Genomic DNA, 12,125 nt, shown 5'->3' with positions numbered 1-12,125 from the left:
TCGCTGCGTTTAGCGACAAATCGTTGTGTTTGTCAGCAGCAGAGAAGCGAGATTATGCGGTACAGCGTGCAACTCGTCAACCCCTTCGTTTTCAGCGTCTTGCGCTTCAAACTTCTCACATCGTTTCGCGCTGTTTGCTGCGTTGCGCTGCGAGGGACAGAACTATAGCAAAGCTTCCAAGGCGCCGCAAGGGCTTTTAGAACCCAAGGCAAAAAACAAGTGGCAGCCACGATGTGGCTGCCACTAGGGTTACGCCGTTGGGTTTTACAGGCCTTCGAAATTCGGCGTGCGCTTTTCCAGGAAGGCGTGCATGCCTTCGCGTTGGGCCGGGGTGCCGAAGCCTGCGTGGAACAGGCGGCGCTCATAAGACACGCCCTCGGTCAGCGGCGATTCGAAGGCGCGGTTCACGCAATCCTTGATTTGCATGGCAACGGAAACCGGCATCGCGGCGATCTGCTTTGCGATAGCCAGCACTTCTTCAATCAGTTTGTCGGCCGGGACCACGCGCGACACCAGCCCGGTGCGCTCAGCTTCAGCAGCATCGATCATGCGGGTGGTCAGCAGCAGGTCCATCGCTTTGGACTTGCCGATCGCGCGCGGCAGACGCTGTGTACCGCCGGCGCCCGGCGTGACACCAACCTTGATTTCCGGCTGGCCGAACCTGGCGCTGTCCGCCGCGACCAGGAAGTCGCACATCATGGCCAGCTCGCAGCCGCCGCCCAGCGCGAAGCCCGACACGGCGCCGATCACTGGCTTGCGCACTTTCAGAATGTGCTCCCAATTACGGCCGATGTAATTGTCGCGATAGGTATCCTGGTAGGTATAGTCAGCCATGGCGGCGATATCGGCGCCCGCGGCGAAGGCTTTCTCACTGCCTGTCAGGATCATCACGTGAATAGCAGGGTCGGCATCGAACCTCGCGAAGCAGTCGCCCAGTTCATTCATCATGCGGTCGTTCAGCGCGTTCAGGGCTTTCGGACGATTCAGGCGGATCAGGGCCACTTTATCGTGGACTTCGACGATCAGGTCTTCATATTGCATTGTTAGCTCCTCCAGGAGTGAAAAGTTATCCGCCGATTGTAGCTGTTCAGCGACCGGCGCTGTTATGATTTGCGCCAATGCTTACCTCCCTGCGCCAGACCATCGCCGAAAGAATCGCCCGCGACACGCTGCTGGCACAAGCGGGATTCCGCCGCTACTGGTTAAGCAGCATCATGACCGGCTTCGGTACTTATATCGGTACGCTGGCGATGCCACTCTGCTCCATCATGCTGCTGCACGCGACGCCGGCACAAATGGGCTTGCTCACCGCCTGCCAGGCCATTCCCTTCGCGGTACTGGCCCTGCCCGCCGGCGTATTCCTGGACCGGCGACGCAAACTACCCATTCTTATCGCCAGCAAAACCATCCAGGGCCTGTCGCTGGCCAGCATTCCTTTCGCATGGTGGATGGGATGGCTGTCGATGCCGTGGATGTATGCGAACGCCATGGTCCAGGGGGCGTGCGCGCTGGTCGGTGGCAGCGCCGAGCAAATCTTCATCACCTTTCTGGTCGGCCGCGAACGCATCATCGAAGCACAGGCACGGCTGACGACGACCGATTCCATCGCCCGCCTGGTTGGTCCCGGCCTTGGCGGCTTGCTGGTGCAATGGCTCACCGCACCGTTTGCGCTGCTGGTGGATGCAGTCGGCCTATTTGCTGCCGTTCTGGCGCTGCGCAAGGTGGATTCCAGGGAGCCGGCGCCGGTACCGAGCGGACAGCATCCATTTCACGATATGCAGGAAGGTTTGCTATTCATCTGGCGCCAGCCTTTATTGCGCACACTGGCCGCCGGCGTCGGCTGCTGGCATTTGCTCTTTTATGGTTACGCGGCGCTACAGATTCTCTATGCGACGCGCGAACTGGGCATGTCCGCGGGCATGCTGGGTGCGATGCAGATTCTGGGCGGCTGCGGCGTGCTTCTGAGTTCCCTGATCGTCAAGCCTTTGAACCGGCGCTTCGGTCCAGGCAAGACAATGCTGATCGGCCTGGGCACGACCGCCACTGGACTGGTGCTGTTGCCCTGCGTGCCGCCCGTGCTGTTCGGAAGTCCGTATGGCAGCGCGGCGGCCGCCTGCTGCGTCACGTTTATCTTTGACTGCGGCGTGATGCTGTTCCTGCTGCCCTACCTCGGCATGCGGCAGAGAGTCACGCCGGACGAGTACCTGGGCCGCATGGTTTCCACGATGCGCTTCCTGACCGTCTCCATTGCGCCAATTGGCGCGCTGAGTGCCGGCTACCTGGCCGAGCATCTTTCGACACGCGCAGCGCTGGCCTGCATGGGCGCCGGCGGTGTGCTGCTGACAGCGGCGATGATATCCACTCGGCAGATTCGAAGCGTGCGCCCTGCCTAGCGCTCCAGTTCTACACTGGGCTTATTCTCACCTGCCCAGTGGAGTTGCCATGTTCAAGTCCATCTTGCTGCCCACCGATGGTTCGCAACTATCTGAACGGGCTACTGAAACTGCTGTGCGCTTCGCGCAGCTGAACGGGGCGAAGCTTGTCGCGGTGTCGGTCATCCAGCCCTTCCCTCTGGTGCCGATGAGCGAAGCGGTCGTGGTGCCGGATGCGGCAATCTTTGATCGTCACGCCGACGAATATGCGCGCAACTGCCTGGATCGGGTTGCGACAGCGGCACGCGCAGCCGGCGTGCCATTTGAGGGGGTGATGACGCAGTCCGCCACGCCTTACGAAGAAATCGTGAAGGCCGCCGAACAGCATGGCTGCGACATCATTCTGATGGCATCGCACGGGCGCAAGGGCCTGAACAAACTGTTCCTCGGCAGCGAAACCCAGAAGGTGCTCGCCCACACGACTCTGCCCGTGCTGGTTCTGCGCTAGTGTACCAACTTCGGCAGCAGCACCCAGATATTGCCGCGCTGTTTCATGCGGCCGGCGTTGTCGGCCGCTTCAGCGCCGAAGCCGAAGAAGACATCCATGCGAATCGGCCCTTTGATGGCGCCGCCCGTGTCCTGCGCCATCATTAGGCGCTGGAAGGGAATGTCGCTGCCGGCCTGCGTGGTATTCAGATAGACCGGCACGCCCAAAGGAATCTGGCTGCGGTCAATCGCCACGGAGCGCTGCGGCGTGAGCGGAACGTTCAGCGTGCCTTTCGGGCCGAGTTTCGGGTCCGGTAGCTTTTCTTCCCTGAAGAAGACGTAGCTCGGATTCACGTTGAACAATTCCTGCATCCGCGTTGGATGGCCCGCAATCCAGGTCTTGATGCCTTGCGCGGTGGCCTGCTCCAGCGTCAGCTCGCCCTGCTGCACCAGCCATTTGCCAATGGACTCGTAACCGCGGCCGTTCTGGTCTGCATATGCCACGCGCACGGTTTCATTGTCGCCCAGTTGCACGCGGCCGGAGCCCTGCACTTCCAGGAAGAAGGCTTCCACCGGATCGTCCACCCACAGCAGCTCGTTGCCGGCCAGGCCGTTCTTCGCGATTTCTTCGCGCGCCGGATACGGCGTTACGCGCTTGCCTTTCAGTTTGCCGCGTACACGCTTGCCCTGCAACTCAGGGTAGACGGAGCCCAGATCCACGATCACCAGATCGTCCGGCACCTTATATAGAGGAGCCGTGTAGACCCCGCCTTTTTTGCGCGAGCCGCGCAGCAGGGGTTCGTAGTAGCCAGTAATCAGGCCGCTGTCCGCGCCATCCGGCGCCACGACTTTTTGCGGCTGCAGGAAGGATTCGAAGAACAGGCGGATCGCGTCTTCGCTGCTCGCATCCACGTTCTTCGCGATGGTGCAGAGCTCCTTCCAGTCAGCCTGGGCGCCAAGGCGCGAACAGGACTGCATGAAGGCGGGCCATGCGGCGCGCAGATCGTCGCGGTCCCAGCCTGGCAGGTCGCTCCATGCGGCCGGAACGAAGGAAGCTTTGGCTGGCGGTGCAGGAGGGGTCACCGGCGCTGGCGCCGCCGGTTGGGCAGGCTGCACCGGCGGCTGCGGTGTGACGGGTTGCGGGACGGGCTGCTGCTGGACCGGCTGCGTGGTACAGGCGCTCAGGATCAAAGCGGCAACGGCGGCCGCGACGGGGCCGGCCGAAACGGTTAAACTACGGCGTGCAATTAACATAGGGATTGATTATGGTGTATCTGCTGCTAGAAGCGTTCGTGGCGCTGTTCCTGCTGGTCTTCATCGTCTGGTGGACGATGCCTTCGAAGAAAAAGAAGAAAAAGGATTAATGCAGAGTGCGCGGCAGCGACAGCACGAACTCCGGAATCTTCGCTTCAAACTGATGGCCATCCTCGGCCACGCAGAAATACTCACCGTACATTGAACCCTGCGGCGTGCGCAATTGCGTGCCGCTGGTGTACTCAAACTGTTCGCCGGGCTGCAGCAGCGGCTGATGGCCAACCACGCCAAGCCCCCTCACCTCTTCCATATGATTGTTGGCATCGGTGATAACCCAGTGGCGGGAAATCAGCTGGGCCGGGACGGTGCCGGTATTCTTGATCGTGATGGAGTACGTGAAGACGAAGTTGGTGCGGTCAGGGTCGGATTGTTCCGGCAGATACTGGGTTCTTACCCCGACAGTGAATTCATATTGGGCCATGCGTATTCCTTAGTAAATCGGCAAACATTCATTGAATGTAAGCATAATGATTTGATCATTCTAGTCCAAGCGCTCCGCAAACCGACGCACCACAGCGTAAAATAGCGCATCTTTTTTATGCACGCCCAACCATGACTACTTTCCGCATCGCTCCCAGCATCCTGTCCGCCGATTTCGCCCGCCTGGGTGAAGAAGTGCGCAACGTCGTCGCTTCCGGCGCCGATATCATCCACTTCGACGTGATGGACAATCACTACGTGCCGAACCTGACTATCGGCCCGCTGGTGTGCCAGGCCATCCGCCCGCACGTGCAAGTGCCGATCGATGTGCACCTGATGGTCAAGCCGGTGGACCGCATCATTCCGGACTTCGCCAAAGCTGGCGCGAACATCATCACCTTCCATCCGGAAGCCTCCGATCACATCGACCGTTCGCTGCAACTGATCCGCGATAACGGCTGCAAGGCCGGCCTGGTGTTCAACCCGGCTACTCCGCTGAGCTACCTGGATCACGTGATGGACAAGATTGACATGATCCTGATCATGTCCGTGAACCCAGGTTTCGGCGGCCAGTCCTTCATCCCGCAGGCACTGAAGAAGATCGCCGAAGCACGCCGCCGCATCGATGAATCGGGCCGCGACATCATGCTGGAAGTGGATGGCGGCATCAAGATCGACAACATCAAGGCTGCGGCAGAAGCCGGCGCCGACACCTTTGTGGCCGGTTCCGCGATCTTCGGCCAGCCTGACTACAAGGCCGTGATCGACGCAATGCGCGCCCAGCTGGCACAAGTAGGCTAAGCATGACGGCGGTCCTTCGCGGCGTGAAGGCCGCCATTATTGACCTCGACGGCACTATGCTCGATACCATGGGCGATTTCGAGGTTGCGATCAACCGCATGCGCGCGGAACTGGAACTCAGTCCGGTCACCGTGGCGCAGATTGAACTCATGGTGGGAAAAGGTTCCGAGAACCTGATCCGCCGCGTGTTGGCACTCGACTTCGACGAGACATGTGTTGAAGAACGCTTCGCGCAGGCCTTCGAGTCCTACCAGCGTCACTACATCGCCATCAACGGCCAGCACAGCGAAGTCTATGATGAAGTGGAAGCGGGCTTGCAGGCCATGAAGAACAACGGACTGCGTCTGGCCTGCGTCACCAACAAGCCGCTCGCCTTCGCGCTGCCACTGCTGAAGCTCAAAGGACTGGACGGCTATTTCGAAGTTCTTTACGGCGGCGACTCCTTCGAAAAAAAGAAGCCGCATCCCATGCCGCTGCTGGCCGCCTGCGAGTACTTTGGCTTCGAACCGGCACAAGTCGTAGCGATCGGCGACTCCTCCAACGACGCGCAAGCGGCGCGTGCAGCGGGCTGTCCGGTGTTGACGGTGCCATATGGTTATAACCACGGAGTATCTATACACGAAACGGATTCCGATGGTATAGTTGACACGTTACTGCACGCAGCAGACCTGATTAGTACGCAAAACCGCGCTATCTGAACCTAAAATGTTTCTCCGCAAACGACACAATGTAACCCACCGGGGCTCGATTGAGGCCTGGCTGTGGCGACGCTGGCAATCCTGACTTAGTCCTGATTGCTGTCGGCGCACGTTCGTCATTTGCTCCGACAGGTTTTTTGCAACCGAACCGCCACCACTACATCCAAGCTGGCGGAATGGAGAGGAACATGACCGAACTCGAATTCAAATCCCTGGCCACCGAGGGCTTCAACCGCATTCCATTGATCGCGGAAGCTTTCGCCGACCTCGAAACTCCCCTCACGCTTTACCTGAAACTGGCGCAGACCCAGAACTACGGCAAGAACACCTTCCTGCTGGAGTCGGTCGTGGGCGGCGAGCGCTTCGGCCGCTACTCCTTTATCGGTCTGCCCGCCAATACGCTTCTGCGTACCACGGGCAGCCTGACCGAAATCGTAAAAAATGGCCAGGTGATCGAAACGCACGAGGGCAATCCGCTCGAATTCATCGAGCAATACCAGGCCCGCTTCAAAGTCGCCGTGCGTCCCGGCATGCCGCGTTTCTGCGGCGGCCTGGCCGGCTACTTCGGCTACGACACCGTGCGCCATATTGAAAAGAAGCTGGCCAATTCGCAGCCGAAGGATGACCTGGGTCTGCCGGATATCCAGCTGATGGTGACCGAAGAACTGGCCGTCATCGACAATATCTCCGGCAAGCTGTATCTGATCGTATATGCCGATCCGTCGCAGCCGGAAGCCTTCAGCAAAGCGCGCCAGCGCCTGAAAGACCTGCGCGCCCTGCTGCGCCGCGGTGTCGATGCGCCGGTGACTTCGCCTTCGGTGCGCACCGAGATCGTCCGCGATTTCAAGAAGGAAGACTACCTGGCCGCGGTCGAGAAGGCCCACGAATACGTGATGGCCGGTGACCTGATGCAGGTGCAGATCGGCCAACGTATCCGCAAGCCTTATGTGGACGCACCTCTGAGCCTGTACCGCGCGCTGCGTTCGCTGAATCCTTCGCCGTATATGTACTTCTACAATTTCGGCGATATGCAGATCGTTGGCGCATCACCTGAAATCCTGGTGCGCAATGAGACGCTGGCGGACGGCGAGAAGAAAGTCACGCTGCGCCCGATCGCCGGTACCCGCCCACGCGGTTCGACGCCGGAGCGCGATGCACAGCTGGCGGAAGAACTGCTGAACGATCCGAAAGAGATTGCTGAACACGTGATGCTGATCGACCTGGCGCGCAATGACCTGGGCCGCATCTCCGAAATCGGCAGCGTGAAGGTGACCGACAAGATGGTCATCGAAAAATACTCGCATGTGCAGCACATCGTCTCGAACGTGGAGGGCAAGCTGAAGCCGAACATGTCCAATCTGGACGTGCTGCGCGCCACCTTCCCTGCTGGTACGCTGACCGGTGCGCCAAAAGTACGCGCGATGGAAATCATCGACGAGCTGGAAATCAGCAAGCGCGGCATCTATGGTGGCGCATGCGGCTACCTCTCTTTCGGTGGCGAGATGGACGTGGCGATCGCGATCCGCACCGGCGTGATCAAGGACGGCATGCTGTACGTACAGGCCGCCGCCGGCATCGTCGCCGATTCGATACCTGAAATGGAATGGCAGGAAACTGAAAATAAGGCGCGCGCCGTGTTGCGCGCTGCCGAGCAAGTGCAAGATGGCCTGGATGGGGAGTTCTGAAAATGCTGCTGATGATCGACAATTACGACTCCTTCACCTACAACATCGTGCAGTATTTCGGTGAACTCGGCGAAGACGTTCGCACTTTCCGCAACGACGAAATCACCATCGCCGACATCGAGGCGATGAACCCCGATCGCATCTGCATTTCGCCCGGCCCGAAAGCGCCGGCGCAGGCAGGCATTTCCGTCGAGGTGCTGAAGCACTTCGCGGGCAAGAAACCTATCCTGGGCGTTTGCCTGGGCCATCAAGCCATTGGCGAAGCCTTTGGCGGCAATATCATCCGCGCCAAGCAGGTCATGCATGGCAAAACTTCTCTCATAGCGCATACCGGCGTTGGCGTGTTCAAGGGCTTACCCAGCCCGTTCACCGTCATTCGCTACCACTCTTTGGCAATCGAGCGATCCTCTCTGCCTTCCTGCCTGGAAGTGACAGCATGGACCGACGACGGCGAAATCATGGGCGTGCGGCACAAGGAGTACGACATCGAGGGCGTGCAGTTCCACCCTGAGTCCATCCTGTCCGAACACGGCCACGCCTTGCTGAAGAATTTCCTCGAACGCTAAAGAGAAGGACGCATCATGACCATTACCCATCAAGAAGCTCTGGTGCGCTGCATCGAGCATCGCGAGATTTTCCACGACGAGATGCTGCATCTGTTCCGCCAGATCATGTCCGGCGAGATGTCGCCCGTCATGGTGGCGGCGCTGACCATGGGCCTGCGCGTGAAGAAGGAAACCATCGGCGAGATCACGGCAGCCGCGCAGGTGATGCGCGAGTTTTCGACCAAGGTGCCGATGGCCGACACACGCAACCTGGTCGATATCGTCGGCACGGGCGGCGACGGCGCACATACATTCAATATCTCTTCCGCTTCGATGTTTGTGGTTGCTGCCGCCGGTGGGCGCGTGGCCAAGCATGGCGGACGTTCAGTTTCTTCTTCGTCGGGCAGCGCGGACCTGATCGAGTCGCTAGGCGCCAATATCAACCTGACGCCGGAGCAGATCGCGCAGTCGATCGCGCAGACAGGCATCGGCTTCATGTTCGCGCCGAACCATCATGCGGCGATGAAGCATGTGGCCCCGGTGCGCCGTGAGCTGGGCGTGCGCTCGATCTTCAATATTCTGGGTCCGCTGACCAATCCGGCAGGTGCGCCGAATATCCTGATGGGCGTGTTCCACCCTGACCTCGTGGGCATCCAGGTTCGTGTGCTGCAGCGCCTGGGCGCGCAGCATGCGCTGGTGGTGTGGGGCCGCGACAATATGGACGAGGTGTCGCTGGGTGCGGGCACCATGATCGGTGAGCTGGTCAACGGCGAGATCCGCGAGTACGAGATTCATCCGGAAGATTTCGGCATGCAGATGATTGCGAGCCGAAACCTGAAGGTGGCCAATGCGGTGGAATCCAAGGCGCGCGTGATGGAAGCGCTGCGCGGCGAGCCGGGTCCGGCGACCGATATCGTGGCGCTGAATGCCGGCACGGCGCTGTATGCCTGCGGTGTGGCTTCGTCGATCGAGGAAGGCTTGGCCAAGGCGCGTCTGGCCATTTCGACCGGAGCGGCACTGGCGAAGCTGGAGCAGTTCGTCAAAGTCACGCAAGCGCTGGGAGGCTGATCATGTTCGGCATCCACGACCTGGCTTTGTTTGTGGTGTCCGGCATTCTGTTGAATATCATGCCGGGGCCGGATTCGCTGCTCATCATGTCGCGCAGCGCTACGCACGGCTGGCGCGCGGGCTGCTCGGCGGCTTTAGGGATCGGCGCCGGGACCATGGTGCACGTTTGCGCGGCGGCGCTGGGCTTGTCCGCGCTGCTGGCGACGTCGGCGACTGCGTTCACAGCGGTGAAGTGGGTGGGCGCGGCCTATATCGTGTGGTGCGGCGTCGGCATGCTGCGCGCGAAGCTGCGCAACGATAGCGATGTGGCGCAGCCCGATGCAAATTCTGCGGCCGGCGCTGCTGACGAGCGCGCGGGCGGGTCGGACCTTGTGACCAATGCCGCGAGTGCTCGCCTGCCCTATCGCCGCATTTTCGCGCAAGGCTTCCTGACCAATGTCCTGAATCCAAAGGTGGCGCTGTTCTTCCTGGCCTTTGTGCCGCAATTCATTTCGGCGGATTCGCCGAACAAGGCGCTGGCTTTCGTCATCCTGGGCTGCATCTTCAACTTCAACGGCATGTTGTGGTGTAACGGCCTGGCGATCTTTACCGCCTTCGCCAGCGCAAAGCTGAAACTGAAGCCGCTGGTGTCGCTGTGGCTGAACCGCGTGACGGGCGGCCTGTTCCTGGCACTGGGCGTGCGCCTCGCGCTGTCCGAACAAAACTGAGAAGCATCATGCCTGACATCCTGAACAAGATCCTGGCCGTGAAGGCCGATGAAGTGGCTGCGGCCAGAAAGTACCGCAGCCTGGAAAGCCTGCGCGCTGACGTTGAAGGCGACAAGGCATTGCGCGCCGGCTTGCGCGGCTTTGAAGCCAAGCTGCGCAGCCATATCGAGGCCGGCAAGTCTGGCGTGATTGCGGAAGTGAAGAAAGCGTCGCCGTCCAAGGGCGTGCTGCGCGCAGACTTCCGTCCTGCGGACATCGCGGCAAGCTACGCGCTAGGCGGCGCGGCCTGCCTTTCCGTGCTGACCGATCAGCAATTCTTCCAGGGCGATACCGAATATCTGAAGCAGGCACGCGCGGCGTGCGATTTGCCCGTACTGCGCAAGGACTTCATGGTCGATATGTACCAGATCTATGAAGCTCGCCATATGGGCGCGGACTGCATTTTGCTGATCGTTGCTGCGCTAGACCACGGCCTGATGGCGGAGATGGAAGCCTGCGCGCACGAACTGGGCATGGATGTGCTGATTGAGTCGCACGACGGCGATGAGCTCACAGCTGCGCTGAAGTTGAAGAGCCGTTTGATCGGCATTAATAACCGTAACCTGCGCACGTTTGAGACTTCGCTGGATACGACCATTAATCTGCTGCCGCGCATTCCGAAAGAGCGCATGGTCATCACGGAGTCGGGCATTATGGGTCCGGCTGATGTGGAGCGTATGCGCCAGAATGAGGTGAATGCCTTCCTGGTGGGCGAGGCGTTCATGCGCGCGGATGATCCGGGCGCGGAATTGCGGAAGCTGTTCGGCTGAGCATGCGCGGCGGATCGGATGATCCGCCCTACGGCGGCGCCGCCCATGAGAAGATTCAGGCCGCGATGGCCGCGTCCGCGACTTCTACGCGGTCGCGGCCATTTTCTTTTGCCCGGTACAGGGCTGCATCGGCACGGGCCAGGACTCTGTCCAATGGCTCATCGCCAGGTGCCTGGCTGGCGAGACCGATACTGACCGTGCAGCAGGGCTGGGCCGCTTCAGCCAGCAGTGCCTGGATGCGCACGGCGGCTTGCTCGGCGCGCGCAAGCGTGGTGTCGGGCAGCAGGACCACAAATTCTTCGCCGCCGAATCGCGCCACGCTGTCGCTTTCGCGCAGCGTGCGCTTGATGACATTCGCCACCTTGACCAGCACGCGGTCGCCCTCGGCGTGGCCATGCTGATCGTTCACTGCCTTGAAATGATCCAGGTCGATCGCCATCAGCGCCAGTGCGCCGGCGCCGCGACGCTGGCGCGCACGGGCGCGCGAGTACGCTTCGCCGAAGCCGCGGCGGTTCAGTACCTCGGTCAATGGATCATGGGTTGAGCGTTTTTCCAGCACCTTCTGCAAGCGGCGCGTGGCCAGCACCAGGAAACCCACCGTCAGCAGCAGCGCCATGAAGTTTGACACCGCCAGATAGACCGTCGCGAGGCCGCTGCCGCGCAAAAGGTTGACGGTTGCTGCGCCATTAAACAGAGCCGCAATGCCACGCGTCAGCACGACGATGGTCTGAATCGCCAGCAGCACGCCAAAGAACCAGCTGGCGAAGTGGCTGCGCTCACCGCGACGCAAGACAAGACTCAGCTGATCGAGATAGAACACGCTAACCAGGAAGGAAAACGCCGCAACGCGCATGGCAAAACTGGGCTGCACGAACATCCACCAGCACATTGCCAGCAAGTCCGCGAACCAGATCGCATGATACAGCTTCCATGCAGGCGGCCTGCCGTAGAAAGCACGCGTACCGATCATGCTCAGGCCAATGCCGCCGACCAGCATCAGGTTTGCCAGCGGCAGCACCAGCCAGGAGGGCAGGATCGCCAACAGGCCAAAGGCCACGCCGGAGCCGACCATCAGCGTCAGTCCGGCTGCCCAATGGCCAAGGCCCTGCACTTCGCGGCGGAAGCTGCGGTGCATGGCGTACATGACCACCGCCATGGCCGCGCACATCAGCGCGGTCATGAACAGGATGGTCTTTACGTCGAGCGCGTACACAGCGCGG

13 protein-coding genes are annotated in these 12,125 nt (G+C 60.6%); 9 read left to right on the top strand and 4 right to left on the bottom strand.

The genetic code is table 11. The features are described 5' to 3' along the window. Positions 1 to 264 precede the first annotated feature (264 nt). Positions 265 to 1,041: an enoyl-CoA hydratase gene (locus AB4Z19_RS19160; RefSeq protein WP_442035791.1), complete on the bottom strand. Its 777-nt coding sequence runs from the start codon at positions 1,039 to 1,041 to the stop codon at positions 265 to 267. 77 nt (positions 1,042 to 1,118) lie between these two features. Here AB4Z19_RS19160 and AB4Z19_RS19155 point away from each other — a divergent pair, with 77 nt between their 5' ends. Both AB4Z19_RS19155 and AB4Z19_RS19150 read left to right on the top strand, forming a co-directional pair. Then, positions 1,119 to 2,393 carry an MFS transporter gene (locus AB4Z19_RS19155; protein ID WP_442026392.1) on the top strand — a complete coding sequence of 425 codons (1,275 nt, stop codon included), beginning with the start codon at positions 1,119 to 1,121 and terminating at the stop codon, positions 2,391 to 2,393. A 49-nt stretch (positions 2,394 to 2,442) separates the two neighbouring features. Further along, positions 2,443 to 2,880 carry a universal stress protein gene (locus AB4Z19_RS19150; protein WP_442026391.1) on the top strand — a complete coding sequence of 146 codons (438 nt, stop codon included), beginning with the start codon at positions 2,443 to 2,445 and terminating at the stop codon, positions 2,878 to 2,880. On the opposite strand, the gene mltA is transcribed toward AB4Z19_RS19150, so the two are convergent. Together mltA and apaG are read right to left on the bottom strand one after the other, a co-directional pair. After that, complete coding sequence (mltA, locus tag AB4Z19_RS19145) at positions 2,877 to 4,112, bottom strand: murein transglycosylase A (protein WP_442026390.1); 1,236 nt, start codon at positions 4,110 to 4,112, stop codon at positions 2,877 to 2,879. The two genes, AB4Z19_RS19150 and mltA, sit on opposite strands and share 4 nt — an antisense overlap. A gap of 106 nt (positions 4,113 to 4,218) precedes the next feature. Beyond that, positions 4,219 to 4,593, bottom strand: a complete 375-nt coding sequence (gene apaG / locus AB4Z19_RS19140) for a Co2+/Mg2+ efflux protein ApaG (protein WP_442026389.1) — start codon at positions 4,591 to 4,593, stop codon at positions 4,219 to 4,221. Positions 4,594 to 4,724: 131 nt separating this feature from the next. On the opposite strand from apaG, the gene rpe reads away from it, so the two are divergent. The 7 genes from rpe to trpC all read left to right on the top strand — a co-directional run bounded on the left by rpe (position 4,725) and on the right by trpC (position 10,905). Beyond that, positions 4,725 to 5,393, top strand: a complete 669-nt coding sequence (gene rpe, locus AB4Z19_RS19135; protein WP_442026388.1) for a ribulose-phosphate 3-epimerase — start codon at positions 4,725 to 4,727, stop codon at positions 5,391 to 5,393. Between the two features lie 2 nt (positions 5,394 to 5,395). Next, entirely contained in the window at positions 5,396 to 6,091 is a 696-nt protein-coding gene (locus tag AB4Z19_RS19130) for a phosphoglycolate phosphatase (RefSeq protein ID WP_442026387.1), read from the top strand. A gap of 188 nt (positions 6,092 to 6,279) precedes the next feature. Continuing rightward, positions 6,280 to 7,776 carry an anthranilate synthase component I gene (trpE, locus tag AB4Z19_RS19125; RefSeq protein ID WP_442035790.1) on the top strand — a complete coding sequence of 499 codons (1,497 nt, stop codon included), beginning with the start codon at positions 6,280 to 6,282 and terminating at the stop codon, positions 7,774 to 7,776. 2 nt (positions 7,777 to 7,778) lie between these two features. Further along, the gene (locus tag AB4Z19_RS19120; RefSeq protein ID WP_442035789.1) at positions 7,779 to 8,342 is read left to right on the top strand and encodes an anthranilate synthase component II; all 564 of its coding nucleotides are present in this window, start codon (positions 7,779 to 7,781) and stop codon (positions 8,340 to 8,342) included. Positions 8,343 to 8,357: 15 nt separating this feature from the next. Further along, the gene (gene trpD / locus AB4Z19_RS19115) at positions 8,358 to 9,389 is read left to right on the top strand and encodes an anthranilate phosphoribosyltransferase (protein WP_442035788.1); all 1,032 of its coding nucleotides are present in this window, start codon (positions 8,358 to 8,360) and stop codon (positions 9,387 to 9,389) included. A gap of 2 nt (positions 9,390 to 9,391) precedes the next feature. Then, complete coding sequence (locus AB4Z19_RS19110; RefSeq protein ID WP_442029294.1) at positions 9,392 to 10,096, top strand: LysE family translocator; 705 nt, start codon at positions 9,392 to 9,394, stop codon at positions 10,094 to 10,096. A gap of 8 nt (positions 10,097 to 10,104) precedes the next feature. Next, positions 10,105 to 10,905, top strand: a complete 801-nt coding sequence (gene trpC, locus AB4Z19_RS19105; RefSeq protein ID WP_442029295.1) for an indole-3-glycerol phosphate synthase TrpC — start codon at positions 10,105 to 10,107, stop codon at positions 10,903 to 10,905. A gap of 55 nt (positions 10,906 to 10,960) precedes the next feature. Here trpC and AB4Z19_RS19100 read toward each other — a convergent pair whose 3' ends face one another. Beyond that, positions 10,961 to 12,118 (bottom strand): GGDEF domain-containing protein, encoded by a 1,158-nt coding sequence (locus tag AB4Z19_RS19100; RefSeq protein WP_442035787.1) that lies wholly within the window; start codon positions 12,116 to 12,118, stop codon positions 10,961 to 10,963. Positions 12,119 to 12,125: the final 7 nt, after the last annotated feature.

This window comes from Pseudoduganella sp. RAF19, assembly GCF_052114165.1.
Classification (GTDB): domain Bacteria; phylum Pseudomonadota; class Gammaproteobacteria; order Burkholderiales; family Burkholderiaceae_D; genus Rugamonas.
Note: the sequence above shows the minus strand (reverse complement) of the source record. Positions and strands in the feature narration are given on the sequence as shown.

What these genes read in the sequence shown, in the direction of transcription:
- AB4Z19_RS19160 (WP_442035791.1), bottom strand. Translation starts at nt 1,041, where the DNA reads ATGCAATATGAAGACCTGATCGTCGAAGTCCACGATAAAGTGGCCCTG.
- AB4Z19_RS19155 (WP_442026392.1), top strand. Translation starts at nt 1,119, where the DNA reads ATGCTTACCTCCCTGCGCCAGACCATCGCCGAAAGAATCGCCCGCGAC.
- AB4Z19_RS19150 (WP_442026391.1), top strand. Translation starts at nt 2,443, where the DNA reads ATGTTCAAGTCCATCTTGCTGCCCACCGATGGTTCGCAACTATCTGAA.
- mltA (WP_442026390.1), bottom strand. Translation starts at nt 4,112, where the DNA reads ATGTTAATTGCACGCCGTAGTTTAACCGTTTCGGCCGGCCCCGTCGCG.
- apaG (WP_442026389.1), bottom strand. Translation starts at nt 4,593, where the DNA reads ATGGCCCAATATGAATTCACTGTCGGGGTAAGAACCCAGTATCTGCCG.
- rpe (WP_442026388.1), top strand. Translation starts at nt 4,725, where the DNA reads ATGACTACTTTCCGCATCGCTCCCAGCATCCTGTCCGCCGATTTCGCC.
- AB4Z19_RS19130 (WP_442026387.1), top strand. Translation starts at nt 5,396, where the DNA reads ATGACGGCGGTCCTTCGCGGCGTGAAGGCCGCCATTATTGACCTCGAC.
- trpE (WP_442035790.1), top strand. Translation starts at nt 6,280, where the DNA reads ATGACCGAACTCGAATTCAAATCCCTGGCCACCGAGGGCTTCAACCGC.
- AB4Z19_RS19120 (WP_442035789.1), top strand. Translation starts at nt 7,779, where the DNA reads ATGCTGCTGATGATCGACAATTACGACTCCTTCACCTACAACATCGTG.
- trpD (WP_442035788.1), top strand. Translation starts at nt 8,358, where the DNA reads ATGACCATTACCCATCAAGAAGCTCTGGTGCGCTGCATCGAGCATCGC.
- AB4Z19_RS19110 (WP_442029294.1), top strand. Translation starts at nt 9,392, where the DNA reads ATGTTCGGCATCCACGACCTGGCTTTGTTTGTGGTGTCCGGCATTCTG.
- trpC (WP_442029295.1), top strand. Translation starts at nt 10,105, where the DNA reads ATGCCTGACATCCTGAACAAGATCCTGGCCGTGAAGGCCGATGAAGTG.